Genomic DNA, 19,765 nt, shown 5'->3' on the forward strand with positions numbered 1-19,765 from the left:
CCTACCGTGTCAAACCAACCAATTACTGATATGATCGAGGCGATTGAGCGCTTCGCCCAACTACAGCCAGACTATCCTGTCTACAATGTCCTTGGAGAAGAGCATACCTATGGCCAATTGAAGGCAGACTCAGATAGCTTAGCAGCTCACATTGACCAAATGGGACTTCCTGAAAAGTCACCTGTTGTGGTCTTTGGTGGCCAAGAATATGAAATGTTGGCAACCTTTGTGGCCTTGACCAAATCTGGCTATGCCTATATCCCAATTGATAGCCATTCTGCTTTGGAGCGCGTGTCTGCCATTCTTGAAGTGGCTGAGCCAAGCTTAATTATCGCCATCAATGAGTTCCCAATTGAAGACCCAGCTGCTCCAATCATGTCCTTGGAGCAAGTGCGTGAAGCTTATGCGGCTCAGAATGCCTATGATTTGCAACATCCAGTCAAAGGGGATGATAACTACTACATCATCTTTACCTCTGGAACAACTGGAAAACCAAAAGGGGTGCAAATTTCGCATGATAACTTGCTCAGCTTCACCAACTGGATGATTACGGACAAGGAATTTGCAACGCCAGAGCGTCCGCAAATGTTGGCGCAACCACCTTATTCCTTTGACTTGTCTGTCATGTATTGGGCACCGACCTTGGCTCTTGGAGGAACACTTTTTGCCCTTCCATCAGCCATCACTCAAGACTTTAAACAACTCTTTGCGACCATCTTTTCACTTCCGATTGCTATCTGGACTTCGACGCCATCTTTTGCAGATATGGCCATGCTGTCTGAAGATTTCAATGCTGAAAAGATGCCAGGCATCACCCATTTCTACTTTGATGGGGAAGAGTTAACGGTTAAAACGGCTCAAAAACTGCGTGAGCGTTTCCCGAATGCGCGCATCATCAATGCCTATGGGCCAACGGAAGCAACTGTTGCTTTGTCGGCAGTCGCTATTACAGATGAGATGTTAGCGACTCTTAAACGCTTGCCAATTGGTTACACCAAAGAAGATTCTCCAACCTTCATCATTGATGAGGCAGGCAATAAATTGCCAAATGGAGAGCAAGGGGAAATCATCGTGTCTGGACCAGCTGTTTCAAAAGGTTATATGAATAATCCAGAGAAAACAGCAGAAGCCTTCTTCGAATTTGAAGGTCTTCCAGCCTACCATACGGGAGATGTCGGAACCATGACAGATGAAGGTCTCCTTCTCTATGGTGGACGGATGGACTTCCAGATCAAGTTTAACGGTTACCGTATTGAGCTAGAAGATGTTTCTCAAAACTTGAACAAATCTCAGTACATTGACTCGGCTGTTGCAGTACCGCGCTACAACAAAGATCACAAGGTCCAAAATCTCTTGGCCTATGTCATCTTAAAAGATGGGGTCAAGGAACAATTTGAGCGCGAAATTGATATTACCAAAGCGATCAAGGAAGATTTGGAACACATCATGATGTCTTATATGATGCCCTCAAAATTCCTCTACCGTGACAGCTTGCCGCTAACTCCAAATGGGAAAATCGACATCAAAGGGTTGATTAGCGAGGTTAACAACCGATGATCGAGTTTTTGAAACAGCTCCCTCATTTAGAACACTATGGAACACCGATCTATTTTATCTACCTTATTCTAGCTTTTTTGCCGATCTTTGTGGGTCTCTTCTTCAAAAAGAGATTTCCAATATATGAAGGACTTGTGAGCCTGATCTTTATCATTTTGATGCTGACTGGTTCGAATCTCAAGCAAATTTATGCCTTACTCTTTTACGTAGTCTGGCAAATCTTGATTGTCTATTCCTACAAGTTTTATCGTCAGAAGGCGGACAATAAGTGGGTTTTCTATCTTCATTCCTTCTTATCTGTCTTGCCCCTGATCTTTGTAAAGGTAGAGCCAGCGATCAAAAATGGGCACCAATCCTTGTTTGGATTTTTAGGTATTTCTTATTTAACCTTTCGAGCTGTCGGAATGATTATCGAAATGCGTGATGGTGTTTTGAAAGAATTCACTTTCTGGGAATTCTTGCGATTCATGCTCTTTATGCCCACCTTCTCAAGTGGGCCGATCGATCGTTTCAAGCGTTTTAATGAGGATTATAGAGCCATTCCTGAGCGCGAAGAATTATTGGATATGTTGGAGCAAGCTGTTAAGTACATCATGTATGGCTTCCTTTATAAATTTATCCTAGCTCATATTTTTGGCCACTTATTATTAGGTCATGTGCAGACCTATGCCTTGTCTCAAGGTGGATTCTTCAACATCGGAACGCTGGGAGTCATGTATGTTTATGGCTTGGATCTCTTCTTTGACTTTGCAGGGTATTCCATGTTTGCTTTAGCGGCTTCCAATTTGATGGGGATTAAAAGTCCTATCAACTTTGACCGTCCTTTTAAATCACGTGATTTAAAGGAATTCTGGAATCGCTGGCATATGAGTTTATCTTTCTGGTTCCGTGATTTCGTCTTTATGCGTCTCGTAATGGTACTGATGCGCAATAAAGTCTTCAAGAGCCGGATTACCATCTCAAATGTTGCCTACATTATCAATATGTTGGTCATGGGCTTCTGGCATGGAGTGACTTGGTACTACATCGCTTATGGTCTCTTCCATGGACTTGGACTGGTCATCAATGATGCTTGGATTCGCAAGAAAAAGACCATCAATAAAGAAAGAAAAGCAAAAGGATTGGATCCGATCCCGGATAATCGTTGGACCAAGGCTTTGGGGATCTTTATCACCTTTAACACAGTGATGCTGTCCTTCCTGATTTTCTCAGGATTCTTGGATCAACAATGGTTTCCAAAATTGAAATAAAAGGAGAATAGAAAAATGGATGTAAAATCACAAGTAATTGAAATTATTGACGAATTGTTTATGGAAGATGTCTCAGACATGATGGATGAAGACCTCTTTGATGCGGGTGTCCTTGATAGTATGGGAACAGTGGAATTGATTGTGGAATTGGAAAATCGCTTTGGCATCCGTGTTCCTGTATCTGAATTTGGACGCGATGATTGGAACACTGCCAACAAGATCGTAGAAGGTGTAACGGAGCTTCAGAATGCTTAAGCGTTTATGGCTGATTTTGGGGCCTGTCTTTTGCGCCCTCCTTATGGTAGCAGCCTTACTGTTCTTTTATCCAATCAATCATAAACACGACTATACAGAAGAGAAAAAAGCTGCGGTTAGTCTCAATGCAGAAGGCTTCAAGAGTCGTACAAAGAAACAAGAAGCACTTTCTGATCTACGGCATCGCTTTGTTCCTTATTTCGGCTCAAGTGAGTGGTTGCGTTTTGATGTGGTGCATCCAGCAGTTTTGGCTGAAAAATATGACCGTAATTACAGACCCTACTTTTTAGGAGAACGTGGTGCGGCTTCTTTGAACCAGTATTTTGGAATGCAACAGATTTTGCCAGAACTCAAGGACAATACAGCTGTTTATGTGGTTTCTCCGCAATGGTTTACCAAGAAGGGCTATGATTCCTCTGCCTTTCAACAATTCTTTAATAGCGATCAGTTGAATAGCTTTATTGCCAATTACCAACAGGATGCTGCATCCCAGTATGCTGCGAAACGCCTCCTGCAACAGTATCCAAATGTCGCCTTTCAAAGTGTTGTGACCAAAATTTCTCAAGGAAAGCAAATTTCAGGATTTGATCAGTCTTTGAACCAGCTTGTTTCCCATCTTGTTCAGCGCGAAGATGCCTTATTTAGCAATCTTGCCACTCGTACAAACGGGAATTATGATAAGAAGGTCAAAAAACGTCTACAAGATTTGCCAGACCAATTCTCATATGAGAAATTGGAGGAAATTGCAACGGCTGAAGCAAAAGTCAAAACCAATAACAACGACCTTGGCATCAGCAATCATTTTTACAATACCCGTTTAAAAATGAAGTTGAAGAAACTAAAAGGTTTCCAAAAGAACGAATCCTATGTCCAATCGCCGGAGTACAATGACTTGCAATTGGTTCTAGACCAGTTTGCTAAATCTCGGACCAATGTCATCTTTGTCATTCCGCCAGTCAATGCCAAATGGATGAAATATACAGGCTTGAGCCAAGAAAAGTATGAACAGGCTGTTCAAAAGATTCGTTACCAATTGGAAAGTCAAGGATTCACCAATATTGCAGACTTTTCTAAAGATGGGGATCAGCCCTACTTTATGGAAGATACGATTCATATGGGATGGAATGGTTGGCTAGCTTTTGATAAAGCGGTTAATCCCTTTGTCACAAAGGCTGAAAAAGCGCCAACTTATCATCTGAATGATCGCTTCTTTAGCAAAGACTGGGCCCAGTATAAAGGGACACCGGATCAATTTAAATAATGCCGGAACAAGGAGGCAGGATCGAATCCTGGCTCCTTGATTTATGAGCTAAAGTGATAGGAAAGTCACAGGAAATCTAGAGAGTTATCCACAAGCTGTGGGAAACTTAGGTGCAAAATGATGAAAACAAGTCCTGATGCTGTTGTATACTCCTATTTTGAGGAGAAAACGGAAGGAAGTTATCCACATTTTTGTGGATAACTTATAGAAAACAGTGGATAAGTCAGAAAAGAATGAAAAAAGGAGAACAGTTGTGAGAAAAATTTGGTTTTACGCGATCGTCCAGGGAATTAGCATTTTTCTAATTGTGGGTGTGATTACCTACATGATCAGAGGGGATTTCTTTTTCCGCTACTTATCCCTTATTTTTGGGTTAGTAGCAGCTGTCTTGCGATTTGGGACGGCGACTTTAATGAAGGTGCTAGCACCCACTCTTTATGATGATCCTAAAAAAGAAGGAAAAGACCTTCATAAAAACTGAATTGCTCAGCTTCTGAAAAAGTTGAGCTAAAGGCCGCTTTCTGCTGGTCTTTATGGTAAAATAGAAGGAAGAATATTAGTTTGGAGATAAATGAGAAATGAAACGTTCAATGTATGCTGGACGTGTTCGTGAAGAACACGTTGGAACTCACATTACTTTGAAAGGATGGGTTAGTCGTCGTCGTGATTTAGGTGGTTTGATCTTTATCGATTTGCGCGACCGCGAAGGAATCATGCAATTGGTGATCAATCCAGAAACAGTTAGTGCAGAAGTGATGGCTACAGCTGAAAGCATCCGTAGTGAATATGTACTAGAAGTAACAGGTCTTGTGGAAGCTCGTGAACAAGCCAACCCAAACTTGCCAACAGGTGCAGTAGAACTTAAGGTGGAAGCTATTACAGTTCTTAATACTGCCAAAACAACTCCGTTTGAAATCAAGGATGGAATTGAAGCCAATGATGACACTCGTCTTCGTTACCGTTACTTAGATCTTCGTCGTCCTGAGATGTTGGAAAATCTCAAACTCCGTGCGAAAGTGACCCATTCGATCCGTAATTATTTAGATGAATTAGAGTTTATTGATGTTGAAACACCGTTTCTTTCTAAATCAACTCCGGAAGGAGCACGTGACTACTTGGTTCCTTCTCGTGTCAACAAGGGGCATTTTTATGCCCTTCCACAAAGTCCTCAGATTACAAAACAATTGTTGATGAATGCCGGTTTTGATCGTTATTATCAAATCGTGAAGTGCTTCCGTGATGAAGATTTACGGGGAGACCGTCAACCTGAGTTTACACAGGTTGACTTGGAAACTTCTTTCTTGAGTGATCAAGAAATTCAAGATATCACAGAAGGCTTGATTGCACGTGTCATGAAAGAAACCAAGGGAATTGAAGTAACACTCCCATTCCCACGCATGAAGTATGATGATGCTATGGCCTTGTATGGTTCAGACAAACCAGATACACGCTTTGAAATGTTACTACAAGACTTGACAGATCTTGTCAAGGGTGTAGACTTCAAAGTCTTCTCAGAAGCTCCTGCAGTCAAGGCGATTGTTGTCAAAGGTGCGGCGGATCAGTATTCTCGTAAAGACATCGATAAGTTGACAGAAGTTGCGAAGCAATACGGTGCAAAAGGTCTTGCTTGGGTGAAATATTCTGAGGGTGCTTTGAACGGTCCTGTTGCGAAGTTCTTGACAGACTTGACAAGTGACTTGACAGATGCTTTACAATTGCAGGAAAAAGATTTGGTTCTCTTTGTTGCAGATACTCTTGAAGTGGCCAATGCAACGCTTGGTGCTTTACGTGTTCGTCTGGCTAAAGAGCTTGACTTGATTGACAACAATCAATACAATTTCTTGTGGGTAGTCGATTGGCCAATGTTTGAATGGTCTGAAGAAGAAGGCCGGTATATGTCTGCCCACCATCCATTTACACTCCCGCAAGCTGAAACGGAGCATGAATTGGAAGGTGATCTTTCAAAAGTTCGTGCTATTGCCTATGATATCGTTTTAAATGGTTATGAATTAGGTGGAGGAAGCCTTCGGATTAATCATAAAGACTTACAAGAACGGATGTTCAAGGCCCTTGGATTTACAGCAGAAGCTGCAAATGAACAATTTGGTTTCTTGTTGGAAGCCATGGATTACGGCTTCCCACCACATGGAGGATTGGCGCTTGGCTTGGATCGTTTGGTTATGCTTCTTGCCGGTGAGGACAATATCCGGGAAGTCATTGCCTTTCCTAAGAATAATAAAGCGACAGACCCAATGACACAAGCTCCATCTGTCGTTTCTGAAAAACAATTAGAAGAGTTACAGCTTCAAGTAGAAGTAGCAGATCAAGAATAGGACAAGATTAAAAAAGGAAAGTCTTGAAATTAGTTGCTCTAAGATTTTCCTTTTCTTCTAATCAATGGATTAAAAATGAAAAAAACTCGCTTTTACAAGATCTTTCGTTATAATATGCGGAGATTAGCATATAACATCAAATTATTGCGCGTGATGAAGAGTATCTCCCGGGAGAAATACGATGAAAAAGTATCGGCGTCCTTGCTGTATGGGTTCCTATCGGCAATTGCTGTCAACTTTTTCTTCCAACCAGGACATGTCTACTCCAGTGGTGCTACAGGACTAGCTCAGATTTTATCTGTCTTAAGTCAACGCTTTATTGGTTTTACGATACCGGTCTCATTAACCTTTTATGCCATTAATATTCCCTTGATGATTGTAGCATGGTATCAAATTGGCCATAAATTTACCATCTTTACTTTTATTACGGTTTCGATGAGTTCCCTCTTTATTCAGCTTGTACCGGTGGTCACTTTGACCAATGATCCGATTATGAATGCTCTATTTGGTGGGGTTGTCATGGGGACAGGAATTGGTTTTGCCCTTCGGAGCAATATCTCCAGTGGGGGAACAGATATTGTCAGTTTGACGATTCGAAAACGCACTGGAAAGAATGTTGGGAGCATCTCCTTTTTTGTAAACGGGACCATCATGTTGATTGCTGGTCTGACGTTTGGTTGGAAGTATGCTCTATACTCTATGATTACCATCTTTGTATCAAGTCGCGTAACAGATGCTGTTTTCACCAAGCAAAAACGCATGCAGGCCATGATCGTGACGAGCCATCCAGATGCTATTGTTGAAAAGATTCATAAAAAATTGAATCGAGGAGCGACGATCATCCACAATGCAGAAGGAACCTATAACCATCAAGAAAAAGCGGTTCTACTGACAGTTATTACGCGTGCAGAGTTTAATGAATTTAAATACATCATGAAAAAAGCTGATCCTCAAGCTTTTATCACCATTTCTGAAAATGTTCATATTATTGGATACTTTTTGGAAACGGAAGAATAAAAACAAGGCCCCCACATGTTGTGGTGGCCTTGTTTTGTTTAACTGGCTTCGTAGAGTAAGATCCAACTATGGGCAGAAAGAGAAAGTTCTTTCCCTTTAGGAATAGGCGTGTGGAGCTTGGCTTGAGGATAGGCAAAAAGCAGTTGACTATCGCTCGCATGTTGATAGGTTATTTCTTGATCACCGATATTGACGAGAATTGTTATTTTCTTGCGATCTTTTTCAATGGTATAGATAAAATGATGATCAGACAACCATTTAAGATCACAGAAGTCTCGAATCTCTAGCCCTTTTCTCAAACGAAGGAGTGGCTGCGATTTTCGATAAGCAATCAATTCTTTAATAAAAGCAATTTCTTCTTGGCAGTTTGAAAGGGCTGTCCAGTCCAATCGGTTGAGATGATCTGGCAGGTTATAGGTGTTGTCTTCGAGCCCTTTTGTGCGATAGAATTCTTGACCAGCATGGATAAACGGCACTCCTTGCGCTAGTAACACTAAATGAAGAGCTAATCGTGAGAGAGCTTTTCTCTCCTCTAGACGAATCTGGTCCTTTTCAATTTGGAAATAATCAAAAACAGTTGCGTTATCATGACATTCGACGTATTGAATGGCTTGTTGGGGTTGGATGAAATGAGCAGGCCCCACCTTTCCGACATTTGCCGTTAGAATGTTAGCGAAATCATTGGCTGGATGCTGACTGTCACGACGGTGACCGGCTAGGAGTGTTCTCTTGACCGTATCCCGGAAATTATCACTGAAAAAGCCAAAGTCTGGTAATGCTTTTGCTTTGTACTGGTGAGCGAGCTGGTCTTCAGAGAGCCCTGTATCCATCTTCCAACCTTCTCCATAGAGGTAGATGTTGGGATAGAGGCTTCGGAGTTCCTCTGCAATCTCTGTCATGGTTTGAATATCCAAAATCCCCATCAGGTCAAAGCGGAAACCATCAAAGCCGTATAGCTCTACCCATTGTCTGAGGGACTGTTTGATATAACGCCGAACCATAGCTCGTTCACTAGCTACATCATTGCCACAGAAGGTCCCATTGGTTCGTTGGCGGTCTTGGTCATAGCGATAGAAATAGCCTGGGACAATCCGCTCAAAAGCAAATTCATCTGCCTTGTAAACGTGGTTGTAGACGACATCCATGATGACACTGAGGTTGGCTTGGTGATAGGTAGCGATGGTATCTTGAAGCTCCAGGATTCGTGCATAAGGATCGTTGGGATCACTTGCGTAACTTCCTTCAGGCACATTGTATTGGACAGGATCATAGCCCCAGTTGTAGGCTTTCCATTGATCCTCTTCATCGACACTTCCGAAATCATAGACAGGAAGTAGCTGCACGTGCGTGACGCCAAGATGGCGAAGGTAATCAAATCCAAGTGTCTGACCATTGAGTTGAGGAGATTCTGTCAGGGCTGTAAATTTTCCAGGATGTTTAAAGCCAGCCTCTTTTTGGACAGAGAAATCACGGACACTCAGTTCATAAATAATGGACTCAGTCGGATCCAATTGTGTCGTTGCTCTCTGAATGGGGCGTTCAATCTTGTGTCGGTCGATGACATAGCTAGCTCCTGAATTGGCTTCAGAAGAAAGAGCATAAGGATCATGAACGATATGGGTTACACCGTTGACTTGATGTTGGTAGTAGTAAGAGGCTTTTTCCCAATCTCCCTCGAGTTCTAGACGCCAAACTCCTTTTTCTGTCCGCTCCATCGGGTAGGCAGTTTGGTTAATCAAGAGCTCAACCTCTTGAGAAATGGGAGCCCAGAAGGCAAAGGTCGTTTTTTCTTTTGAGTAATGAGCTCCTAAATCCTCTCCATCATAAGCATATAGCTGATCAAAGATGGGTTGGCGGACAATGTCGCGGTAGTGGAGGAGGCAGGTTTCTCCTTTAGCGTTGGAGAGAGTATAGCTTTGACTCATGTCGATGGGAAGGGGGCTTCGAAGAGTTTTTTCTTCCTCTGTCGGCAAGAGTTCAATCGTTTTCGAACCAGACGTCAATGTAAAAGGAAGAAAGGCCGTTACGCTCTCTCCTCCTTCCATGCGAATCAAGTCTTGGTCATCTAAATAAGCTGCAAAGTGTGTGGTCATAGGTTCTCCTAAAGTTCAATAATCGAGTGTTCAATGAGTTGTCTGTAGCAAACAGTTTTGTTTTCCTTGTTGTCTTTAATAATTTGGAGTAAGGTTCTGACAGATTCGCGTCCCAATTCAACCGTATTGATATCAATATAGGCGTCAATAGGGATCCGCGGTTGAATGGAGTCGAAGGAAATAATCGGAAGTTCGACTTGTTTGTCGCTCAGGTATCTCCGAACCCCTTCGGCAACTAGAATATCCGTTGTCATGAGTGCTTCAAGTTCTTCAAAAGGCAGGGTATCCATGATTTGGTAAGAATTTTCTTCCAGCAAGAAACCAAAGGAGAACTTGACTAATTCCTCACGGAGAGGTATCTGGTGACTAGCAAGAGCTTCTTGGTAGCCCTTGTAGCGGTCTTGAGAAACGGCCAATTCCTTATTTCCTCCAACAAAGGCGATGTGTTGGTATCCCTTATTGATAAAATATTCGGTCGCGTCAAAGGCTGCCTTAACATTGTCGTTATCGACTAAGGATACAAAAGGTGAAGTTGCTTTCCCTAAAATCAAGAAAGGAAATTTATCTTGAATACAGAAGTCAACCAGAGGATCATTCAATTTGGAATAGAGGAAGATGAGCCCATCTACCCGCTTACCATAAATCATTTGTTTGAGTTGATCGAGGCGGTGGGTTTCATTCGCCCCTGTACAAATCTGAATGGCATAGCCATAATCAGAAGCAACCTGACTAATCCCACGTAGGACCGTAGGGAAGAAGGGGTTTTGGAAGAACACATCACTCTCATCAGGCAAGACAAGGGCAATCACCTGACTGGACTGGCTCACTAAGCTACGAGCATTGAGGTTTGGATGGTAATCTAGTTCTTTCATGGCAGAACGAACCCGTTCTTTAGTGGCTTCACTGATGGTAGATTTATTTTGAATCACTCGTGTAACGGTAGATGGTGCAACGCCAGCAAGTTTGGCTACATCTTTGATGGTGACACGCATAAAGGACCTCCCTAAGGTTTGTAATCTGGATCCCGAAAATGAGTCTTATAGAAAGCAAGTGCGAGGAACAAGACAAATAGGATATTTTGGATCAAGACGGTTGTCGTAAAGACTTGGTGGAATACTAAACTGATCAGGACGCTCGCAAGAATAGGCAATCCAAGACAGTTGAGAGTGAAGTTGAAGCATTCTTTGAAGGTCTTGAGAGAGAAGAGACGGGACTTCCGTGTCAAGAAGAGGAAGAAGGAAGCTCCAAATACTAAAATTGCAAAATTCACAGCAGATAAGAAACCTGAGAAGAGGACGAGGAAGAGACTAACTGCCAATCGATTGGCTTGGAACCAATCTTTGGAAATGCCTTGGCTTAAAGCATCTTTGTTTTCAAGACTCTTTTGATTGATTGCCTGATAAGGAATGCTTGCAAGTTCTTTATTTTCTCTGCTGATCACTAGTTGGGTCTTATCGAAATAGAGGGTTAATTTTTCACCTAATGGAGTCCCTTCGTGATGACCAATGATAACATGGCCAGCTTTGTTCTTATGAACTCCAAAATGACTGTTATAGACTAGTTCATGCTGTTCAATACGGACATTTTCTTTCAAGTCCTTCATAACATCCTCTGTTAAGGGATCAAAGACATCGCTAACAAAGGTGGTTAAGGGGTAGGTCTGTAATTCCGCATTTTGAACGGAAACAGGAATCAGGGTCAAGGATAGAAGAAAGAGTGAGGTAAAGATCATTTGGAACCAGTTGAGTTGTTTGCGGTTCGCAAATGCTTTTCTTACCTGAAAAAGGCTGGAAAAATAATTAAATGGATAGGGCATGAAGAGACCTTTCTAATCTCCGGGATGGATTTCCCTTTTATGGAGAGCATAACATGGTTTTATCCTTAACCAAAGATGGGAGAGAGACCGGTAGCAAATCAATCAACTTGCTATCCTTGTCCCACTCCCATCCTTTCCTTAAAGATAAAATTTATGTGACTGGGAGAAAAGCACGAGAGGAAACTTCGTTCTTTTCATCATTGCTGGAAGGTTATAGAAAAGTTTATTTTATCCTTTATCCCCACCAGCGGTCAAGCCTGAAACAAAGTTCTTTTGAAGGAAGAAGAACAGCACACAGATTGGGACTGCAATCAGAATCGCACCTGCCGCAAAGAAGGCAATCTTTTGATTTTTTTGGTCGCTGATAAAGGTCTGAAGACCAACAGCTACCGTATAATTGATTTCATCGCGAAGCAAGAATTTAGACAAGATGTAGTCTCCAAAAGGTCCCATGAAGGCCCAAAGAGCTTGGACCGCAATCATTGGGCGAACCAATGGAAGGACGATTTGCCAGAAGCGACGGAAGTGTCCAGCACCATCCAATTTTGCAGATTCATCAAGTGAAATTGGGACTGTATCGAAGTAACCCTTCATCAACCATGCGTTCATTGGGATTCCCCCACCGACATAGAGGAAGATCAGGAACCAACTGTGGTTCAAGGCATTCAACATCAAGGCCATAACGAAGAAGGCAGTCAAAGCAGCCATGGTAGGGACCATTTGGATAATCAAGAAGAAGACCAAACTTTGCTTACGAGCCAAGAAGTTGTAGCGGCTGTAAGCATACCCTGCCAAGGTAATGATGGATGTTTGAGCAACCATGGTAATAATGGCGATAATCAAGGTGTTGAGATACCAAGTACCATATAGGGTATTCGTAAAGAGTTTTTGGAAGTTATCAAAGCTGAGACTGCCACTGAAATCAAGTGTAAAGGCACTGACGTTACCAGTTTTGAAGGCTGAAAGAACCGTGATCAACAAGGGATAGATGATGATGATGGAAAGGACAACCAAGTAGAGGTAAGTCAAGAAATGATTCAGGCGGCGTTTAAATTGAACTGAATTTTTCATTTTACACATCCTCCATATCAAATGCGTGCAGTTTCTTGAAGGCAATCATCGAGATCGAGATCACAATCAGAGAGATAATCAACGTAACCGCAGCAGCCATTGAGTATTGAGGTGATGAGTTCGTTGTCAATTTATAGATCCAAGAAATCAAGATATCTGTCGAACCAGCATTTCCTCCAACAGATCCAGGTCCACCATCGTTAAAGAGGTAGATAATGGAGAAGTTGTTAAAGTTGAAGGTGTATTGGCTGATGAGTGTTGGTGCCGCAACCGCCAAAATCATTGGGAAAGTAATGTTGCGGAATTTTTGCCAAGCATTCGCCCCATCAATATAGGCTGCTTCGTAAAGATCGTTTGGAATAGATTGCAAGATTCCGAGTGTCAAGACGTAAATGTAAGGGAAGCCGAGCCAACCTTGCATCATAATCAAAGCAATTTTTGTCCAAGTAGGATCTGTTTTCCAAGGAATGAGAACCCCATCCAAGAATGGGAAAATCTTCGCAAAGAGCGGAAGGACTTGCGCATTGATGGCCCCGATACTATCGTTGAACATGTTTGAGAAGGTCAAGATCGTGATGAAGGCAGGAACCGCCCAAGGAAGAAGGAAAATAACACCGAAGATGCGTTTTCCTTTAATGAATGGTTGGTTGGAAATAATGGCCGTCAGGATACCAAGAACGATTTGAAGTGTTGAAGCTGCCAAGGCCCAGATCAAGGTCCAGCCCAATACAGATGTAAAGGCAGAACGGAAGGTACTCAAAGTCCACATGTTGGTGAAGTTTTGAAGTCCGATCCAATCAAGGAGCGTAAAGCGAGCTGTATGCTTAAAGTCGTAGTTGGTAAAGGCAATCATCAAGGTAACCAAAACAGGGAAGATGATTGCAAAGGTCATGGCAATATAAGAAGGGATGATCAAGAGATAGGGGAAGCCATTTTCATAGATAGCATTCACCATCTCCTTTAGGGTCTTCGGCACTCGAATACCGTTATTAATCCGCTTAGCTACAGTACCCGCATCTTTGATATTCAAGGCGTAGAACATCAAATAAACGACGGTGATAATTAAGTGGAAGGCACCACGAATCAAGATAAAAAGAGAATTATCTTTTCCACGGACAGTACCGAGGGTAACGAGTTTGGACAATTCCTCCAAACCAATACCGAAAAAGTATGCGAGAAAGACAAGTGTTACACCGAGGAAGATGTATCCTTTTGCTTTCTGTTTGTTATAGATTTGTCCCAAACCAGGAATGAGGGATAACCACATTGCCTTTTTTGGATTTTGTTGTGTTTCCATATCGACTCCTTATAAGTGAGCGACCAGAGGCCACATCACAGCGAAAGGCTGGGAAACACTCCCAGCCCCTTGGGAACTGTATTACTTGCCACCGAATTTTTGTTCGATAGTTTCTTTGATCAATTTAACAGCATCGTCAGCAGCATCTTTAGCAGATTTCTTACCACTTACAGCGTCGAAGAGCATAGTTGCAGCTGGGTCCCAAACAGTACTCATTTCAGAGATGTTTGGCATTGGTTGTGCATTTTCAAACTGTTTAACAACGGCAGCAGTCAACTCATCGTTTTTACCAACAGCGTATTCACGAGCTTCTGTGTTAGCTGGCACTTCGTTAGTCTTATCGTATAAGGCCTTTTGTTGATCAGTTGAAGTCAAGAAGTCAACGAATTTTTGAGCTGCTTCAGGGTGGTTAGCACCTGCAGGGATAACCCAAGCTTTACCACCACCGAAGGCAGAGTAAGCTTTTCCGTTTGGAAGAGTAGGGATTGTTGCTACACCGTAGTTTACTTTTGCTTCTTTCAATGAAGCAGCTTTCCATGGACCATCGATGATGGCAGCTGTCTTACCTGATTGGAATTGAGTTTGGATAAAGTTTGCAGCACTTTTAGTGTCTTGCAATCCTTTAGGCCATTTAGCGTACCAAGTTTTTGCGTATTCGATACCGTCAATTGCACCTTGGTTGTTCAAACCAACGTCTTTTGGATCTGTACCATCTTTACCGAAGACATAGCCACCGTTACCTGAAAGGAGTCCATATGCATAGTAGAAGTTTGTCCAGTCAGCAAGGAAGGCAGTGTTTTTACCAGCTTCATCAGCGAAGTCATACTTGCTGTCTTTTGCCAATTCTTCAAGTTCACCAAATGTTTTTGGAGCTTCTTGCAAGAGGTCTTTGTTGTAGTAAAGAACCAATGTTTCGATAACAGCTGGTGCACCGTATACTTTACCACCGTTTGTTACAAGTGATTCAGTTGTTTTGTCAGTCTTGCTGTCTTTGTTCAATGTCACTTCAGCCAATTGACCGTCGTTACCAAGTCCACCTACGCGGTCGTATGGTGCCATCATAACGTCTGGCGCTTTACCAGATTGGTTGTCAAGAGACAATTTGTCCAATCCACCAAGAGCGTCCCCTGTCTTGATAGTTACTTTTGTTCCACTTTCTTTTTCAAAAGCTTTCGCAGCTTCTTTCATGTACTTTTCGTATCCACCGTCGACATAGACAGTCAAGTTTTCACTAGCAGCAGAAGAATCTTCTTTTTTGCCTCCACAAGCTACCAAAAGAAGTGATGCGAATCCAACTGTACCAAGTACAGCAGCGCTTCGAAGAATTGTGCGTTTCATGATTTATTCCTCCTAAAGAATAAAAATAAGATTATTAGTTGAAAACGTTTTAGACAAACGTTTTCCTTAACACGAATAGTATATCACAGGGCGAAAACGTTTGCAAGCTCTTTGTGCAAAAATTTTTAAAATTTTTTTATCTTCTATTATATACACACAAATAGTTGACAAGAGAATAAGAAAGGGTTAAACTAGGCATGGAGTGAATCTGCAGAAAAAATCATAAAAGTTTAGGAAACCTCTTGCATAAACTGCAGGAATACTTTATAATGGACACGTAACGCAAACGTTTTCCTTGGACGTTGCATAAAGATGACCTAGAGTCATTTATAAATAGGTTAAATTCAGTTCTATGTCTGATGGCTGGGCTTCTTCTATTCTTTCTGAGAGTCGGAGTTGGATCAGAAACAGTGTAGAAGGTTCGTCTATTTTTCTTTGAAACAAAAAATATTAAACTAAAGGTGGTACCCTCAATGAAAAAACGCCAAAGTGGTGTCTTGATGCACATTTCATCCTTGCCTGGGAAGTATGGAATCGGTTCGTTTGGTCAAGCGGCCTACGATTTTGTGGATTTCCTGGTTCGGACCAAGCAACGGTATTGGCAAATTTTGCCTCTCGGAACAACCAGTTATGGAGATTCTCCATATCAATCTTTCTCAGCTTTTGCAGGTAACACCCACTTTATTGACTTCGATCTCTTTATCGAGCAAGGGCTCTTGGATGCATCTGATGTTGAAGGTGTTGATTTTGGTCAAGATCCAATAGAAGTAGACTATGCGAAGATCTTCGAACAACGTCGTCCCCTTTTAGAAAAAGCCGTTGCGAACTTCTTGAAATCAGGTGATCAAAAAGAATTCCAAGCCTTTTGCGAAGCCAATGCTTCTTGGTTGGAGCTCTTCGCAGAATACATGGCTATTAAAGAACACTTTGATTTGAAAGCTTGGACAGAGTGGCCAGATGCAGCTATTCGTGCGCGTGAGCCAAAAGCTTTGGCTAAATACCGTGAAGAATTGGCTGATCAATTGACTTACCATCGTGTAACTCAATTCTTCTTCTTCCAACAATGGTTGGCCTTGAAAGCTTATGCCAACGACCACCACATTGAAATTGTGGGAGATATGCCAATCTATGTAGCGGAAGATTCAAGTGACATGTGGGCTAATCCTCATCTCTTCAAAACAGATGAAAACGGAAAAGCAACTTGCATTGCAGGATGCCCGCCAGATGAGTTCTCAGCAACTGGTCAACTTTGGGGGAACCCAATCTATGACTGGGAAGCAATGGACAAAGATGGCTACCAATGGTGGATTGAACGCTTGCGTGAAAGCTTCAAGATCTATGACATCGTTCGGATCGACCACTTCCGTGGTTTCGAATCATACTGGGAAATCCCTGCTGGTTCTGAAACTGCAGCACCAGGTAAATGGGTCAAAGGTCCTGGCTACAAACTCTTTGCAGCCGTGAAGGAAGAGCTCGGTGATTTGAACATCATCGCTGAGGACCTTGGCTTTATGACGGATGAAGTTATTGAGCTTCGCGAACGTACTGGTTTCCCAGGAATGAAGATTCTTCAATTCGCCTTCAATCCTGACGATGAAAGTATCGATAGCCCTCACTTGGCACCAAACAACTCTGTGATGTACACTGGAACACATGATAACAACACAGTTCTTGGATGGTACCGCAATGAAATCGACGATCCAACTCGTGAGTATCTTGCTCGTTATACCAACCGGAAAGAGTACGAATCTGTACCGCATGCTATGCTTCGCACCGTCTTTGCTTCCGTCAGCTTCATGGCGATTGCTACGATGCAAGACTTGCTTGAGTTAGATGGCTCAGCTCGGATGAACTTCCCATCTACTCTCGGTGGTAACTGGTCATGGCGAATGACAGCGGATCAATTGACTCCAGCTGTCGAGCAAGAATTGCTTGATTTCACTACGATCTATCGTCGTGAAAACAAAGACTTGAAAAAAGAAGTTAAGAAAGCAAAAAAATAATCTTTCCCCCCTATTAAAATTGTTGAAACAAAGGAGACTCCCAACATGGAATCATTACAAAAATATGTGATTGATCATCATCAAAAAACAATTGCTGAATGTTCAAATGAAGAATTGTACATTGCCTTGCTAAATTACACGAAGCAAGCAAGCGCTCAAAAGAAATTAAATACTGGTAAGAAAAAAGTTTACTACATCTCAGCTGAGTTCTTGATCGGTAAACTCTTGTCTAACAACTTGATCAACTTGGGTCTTTACGACGATGTTAAAAAAGAATTGTCAGATGCTGGTAAAGACTTGATCGAAGTCGAAGAAGTGGAATTGGAACCATCACTTGGTAACGGTGGTTTGGGACGTTTGGCAGCCTGCTTTATCGACTCTATCTCAAGCCTTGGTTTGACAGGGGATGGGGTTGGTTTGAACTACCACTTTGGTTTGTTCCAACAAGTCCTTAAAAACAACCAACAAGAAACGATTCCAAATGCATGGTTGACTGACCAAAGCTGGCTCGTTCGTTCAAGCCGTAGCTACCAAGTGCCATTTGCACACTTCACATTGACTTCTACCCTTTATGATATCGATGTCCCTGGTTACAAGATTGAAACCAAGAACCGTTTGCGTTTGTTCGACTTGGATTCAGTTGATTCATCTATTATTGAAGATGGTATTAACTTTGACAAGACAGATATCGCTCGCAACTTGACCCTCTTCTTGTACCCAGATGATAGTAACCGTCAAGGGGAATTGCTCCGTATCTTCCAACAATACTTCATGGTATCAAACGGTGCACAATTGATCATCGACGAAGCCATCGAAAAAGGAAGCAACTTGCATGACCTTGCTGACTATGCTGTTGTCCAAATCAACGATACTCACCCATCAATGGTCATCCCTGAATTGATCCGTCTTTTGACAGAACGTGGTATTGGAATGGATGAAGCCATCTCTATCGTTCGTAGCATGACGGCTTACACTAACCACACAATCCTTGCAGAAGCCCTTGAAAAATGGCCACTTGAATTTTTGCAAGAAGTGGTTCCTCACTTGGTTCCAATCATTGAAGAATTGGACCGCCGTGTTCGCGCTGAATACAAAGATCCAGCTGTTCAAATCATCGATGAGAATGATCGCGTACACATGGCGCACATGGATATCCACTATGGATTTAGCGTAAACGGGGTAGCAGCACTTCACACAGAAATCTTGAAGAATTCTGAGTTGAAAGCCTTCTACGACATTTACCCTGAAAAATTCAACAACAAAACAAACGGTATCACATTCCGTCGTTGGCTCATGCATGCCAACCCAACCTTGTCACACTACTTGGATGATATCCTCGGACGTGACTGGCACCATGACGCATCTAAATTGGAAGACCTTCTTTCTTATGAAGATAAAGATGCAGTCAAAGCAAAATTGGAAAACATCAAGTCTCACAACAAACGGAAATTGGCTCGTTTCTTGAAAGACCATCAAGGTGTGGAAATCAATCCTAACTCTATCTTTGATACCCAAATCAAACGTCTCCACGAATACAAACGTCAACAAATGAACGCTTTGTATGTGATCCACAAATACTTGGACATCAAAGCTGGAAATATCCCTGCTCGCCCAATCACTGTTCTCTTTGGTGGTAAAGCAGCTCCTGCCTACACCATTGCACAAGATATTATCCACTTGATCCTTTGCTTGTCTGAAGTGATTGCAAACGATCCAGCAGTAGCTCCACACTTGCAAGTCGTTATGGTAGAAAACTACAACGTGACTGCTGCAAGCTACTTGATTCCAGCTAGCGATATTTCTGAGCAAATCTCCCTTGCTTCTAAGGAAGCTTCAGGTACTGGTAACATGAAATTCATGTTGAATGGTGCGTTAACACTTGGTACTATGGATGGAGCAAACGTGGAAATCGCTGAATTGGTTGGACGTGACAACATCTACATCTTCGGTGAAGATTCAGAAACTGTAATCGATCTATATGAGAAATCAGCATACAAATCAGCGGACTTCTATGAACGTGAAGCTATCAAACCATTGGTAGACTTCATTATCAGCGATGCCGTTCTTGCAGTTGGTAACAAGGAACGCTTGACTCGTCTTCACAAGGAATTGATCAACAAAGACTGGTTCATGACTCTTCTTGACTTGGAAGACTACATTGTAACCAAAGAACGCATGTTGGCTGATTACGAAGACCGTGATGCATGGTTGGATCAAGTTATCGTAAACATTGCTAAAGCAGGATTCTTCTCATCTGACCGTACGATCGCTCAGTACAATGAAGATATCTGGCACTTAAACTAATCATTAGTTGTTAGACCAAGGTCCATAAGACCTTGGTCTTTTTCATTACTTCTCATTTGGGAGAAGAAATGGAGCTAGTTTAGGGAATGGACACTCTGCAAAAAGTGTTGTTTTTTTGAATTTTGCAACCCCTAAAGGGAAAAAATTACATAATTTTTATTTCAGTCTTC

At 42.2% G+C, this 19,765-nt stretch carries 15 protein-coding genes; 9 read left to right on the plus strand and 6 right to left on the minus strand.

Going from position 1 to position 19,765, the window contains the following annotated elements; translation table 11 throughout:
- Positions 1-6 precede the first annotated feature (6 nt).
- From dltA to QM968_RS08680, 7 genes are all read left to right on the plus strand, one after another.
- Positions 7-1,557, plus strand: coding sequence for a D-alanine--poly(phosphoribitol) ligase subunit DltA (gene dltA, locus QM968_RS08650; protein WP_414383532.1), 1,551 nt, complete (start codon positions 7-9; stop codon positions 1,555-1,557).
- Positions 1,554-2,807: a D-alanyl-lipoteichoic acid biosynthesis protein DltB gene (gene dltB / locus QM968_RS08655; protein WP_414383534.1), complete on the plus strand. Its 1,254-nt coding sequence runs from the start codon at positions 1,554-1,556 to the stop codon at positions 2,805-2,807. Before dltA ends, dltB begins: the two co-directional genes overlap by 4 nt.
- Before the next feature lie 15 nt (positions 2,808-2,822).
- Complete coding sequence (gene dltC, locus QM968_RS08660) at positions 2,823-3,062, plus strand: D-alanine--poly(phosphoribitol) ligase subunit DltC (protein ID WP_003002265.1); 240 nt, start codon at positions 2,823-2,825, stop codon at positions 3,060-3,062.
- Positions 3,055-4,323, plus strand: coding sequence for a D-alanyl-lipoteichoic acid biosynthesis protein DltD (gene dltD / locus QM968_RS08665; protein WP_414383536.1), 1,269 nt, complete (start codon positions 3,055-3,057; stop codon positions 4,321-4,323). The genes dltC and dltD overlap by 8 nt, the downstream gene beginning before the upstream one ends.
- 253 nt (positions 4,324-4,576) lie before the next feature.
- Positions 4,577-4,804, plus strand: a complete 228-nt coding sequence (locus QM968_RS08670) for a hypothetical protein (RefSeq protein ID WP_414326569.1) — start codon at positions 4,577-4,579, stop codon at positions 4,802-4,804.
- Positions 4,805-4,901: 97 nt separating this feature from the next.
- Positions 4,902-6,656, plus strand: a complete 1,755-nt coding sequence (gene aspS / locus QM968_RS08675; RefSeq protein ID WP_009731891.1) for an aspartate--tRNA ligase — start codon at positions 4,902-4,904, stop codon at positions 6,654-6,656.
- A gap of 75 nt (positions 6,657-6,731) precedes the next feature.
- Positions 6,732-7,673 (plus strand): YitT family protein, encoded by a 942-nt coding sequence (locus QM968_RS08680; RefSeq protein WP_009731890.1) that lies wholly within the window; start codon positions 6,732-6,734, stop codon positions 7,671-7,673.
- 38 nt (positions 7,674-7,711) lie between these two features.
- Here the strand turns inward: QM968_RS08680 and pulA are convergent, their stop codons facing one another.
- From pulA to QM968_RS08710, 6 genes are all read right to left on the minus strand, one after another.
- Complete coding sequence (pulA, locus tag QM968_RS08685) at positions 7,712-9,766, minus strand: type I pullulanase (RefSeq protein WP_414383538.1); 2,055 nt, start codon at positions 9,764-9,766, stop codon at positions 7,712-7,714.
- A gap of 8 nt (positions 9,767-9,774) precedes the next feature.
- Positions 9,775-10,758, minus strand: a complete 984-nt coding sequence (locus tag QM968_RS08690; protein ID WP_009731888.1) for a LacI family DNA-binding transcriptional regulator — start codon at positions 10,756-10,758, stop codon at positions 9,775-9,777.
- 11 nt (positions 10,759-10,769) lie between these two features.
- Positions 10,770-11,582: a DUF1189 family protein gene (locus QM968_RS08695; RefSeq protein ID WP_009731887.1), complete on the minus strand. Its 813-nt coding sequence runs from the start codon at positions 11,580-11,582 to the stop codon at positions 10,770-10,772.
- 228 nt (positions 11,583-11,810) lie between these two features.
- Positions 11,811-12,653 carry a sugar ABC transporter permease gene (locus QM968_RS08700; protein WP_009731886.1) on the minus strand — a complete coding sequence of 281 codons (843 nt, stop codon included), beginning with the start codon at positions 12,651-12,653 and terminating at the stop codon, positions 11,811-11,813.
- Between the two features lies 1 nt (position 12,654).
- Positions 12,655-13,950 (minus strand): sugar ABC transporter permease, encoded by a 1,296-nt coding sequence (locus tag QM968_RS08705; protein ID WP_009731885.1) that lies wholly within the window; start codon positions 13,948-13,950, stop codon positions 12,655-12,657.
- 81 nt (positions 13,951-14,031) lie between these two features.
- Entirely contained in the window at positions 14,032-15,288 is a 1,257-nt protein-coding gene (locus QM968_RS08710) for an extracellular solute-binding protein (protein ID WP_009731884.1), read from the minus strand.
- A 461-nt stretch (positions 15,289-15,749) separates the two neighbouring features.
- On the opposite strand from QM968_RS08710, the gene malQ reads away from it, so the two are divergent.
- Both malQ and glgP read left to right on the plus strand, forming a co-directional pair.
- On the plus strand, positions 15,750-17,291 hold the full coding sequence (gene malQ, locus QM968_RS08715) for a 4-alpha-glucanotransferase (RefSeq protein WP_332251622.1): 1,542 nt from the start codon (positions 15,750-15,752) through the stop codon (positions 17,289-17,291).
- A gap of 45 nt (positions 17,292-17,336) precedes the next feature.
- Positions 17,337-19,595, plus strand: a complete 2,259-nt coding sequence (glgP, locus tag QM968_RS08720) for a glycogen/starch/alpha-glucan family phosphorylase (RefSeq protein WP_049471794.1) — start codon at positions 17,337-17,339, stop codon at positions 19,593-19,595.
- Positions 19,596-19,765: the final 170 nt, after the last annotated feature.

The organism is Streptococcus sp. OMI870, assembly GCF_047460295.1.
In the GTDB taxonomy this organism is placed as follows: Bacteria; Bacillota; Bacilli; order Lactobacillales; family Streptococcaceae; genus Streptococcus.

Coding starts and splice junctions, on each gene's coding strand:
- QM968_RS08700 (WP_009731886.1), bottom strand. CDS start 12,653: ATGAAAAATTCAGTTCAATTTAAACGCCGCCTGAATCATTTCTTGACT.
- QM968_RS08695 (WP_009731887.1), bottom strand. CDS start 11,582: ATGCCCTATCCATTTAATTATTTTTCCAGCCTTTTTCAGGTAAGAAAA.
- dltD (WP_414383536.1), top strand. CDS start 3,055: ATGCTTAAGCGTTTATGGCTGATTTTGGGGCCTGTCTTTTGCGCCCTC.
- QM968_RS08705 (WP_009731885.1), bottom strand. CDS start 13,950: ATGGAAACACAACAAAATCCAAAAAAGGCAATGTGGTTATCCCTCATT.
- QM968_RS08710 (WP_009731884.1), bottom strand. CDS start 15,288: ATGAAACGCACAATTCTTCGAAGCGCTGCTGTACTTGGTACAGTTGGA.
- dltC (WP_003002265.1), top strand. CDS start 2,823: ATGGATGTAAAATCACAAGTAATTGAAATTATTGACGAATTGTTTATG.
- pulA (WP_414383538.1), bottom strand. CDS start 9,766: ATGACCACACACTTTGCAGCTTATTTAGATGACCAAGACTTGATTCGC.
- QM968_RS08680 (WP_009731890.1), top strand. CDS start 6,732: ATGAAAAAAACTCGCTTTTACAAGATCTTTCGTTATAATATGCGGAGA.
- dltB (WP_414383534.1), top strand. CDS start 1,554: ATGATCGAGTTTTTGAAACAGCTCCCTCATTTAGAACACTATGGAACA.
- aspS (WP_009731891.1), top strand. CDS start 4,902: ATGAAACGTTCAATGTATGCTGGACGTGTTCGTGAAGAACACGTTGGA.
- QM968_RS08690 (WP_009731888.1), bottom strand. CDS start 10,758: ATGCGTGTCACCATCAAAGATGTAGCCAAACTTGCTGGCGTTGCACCA.
- glgP (WP_049471794.1), top strand. CDS start 17,337: ATGGAATCATTACAAAAATATGTGATTGATCATCATCAAAAAACAATT.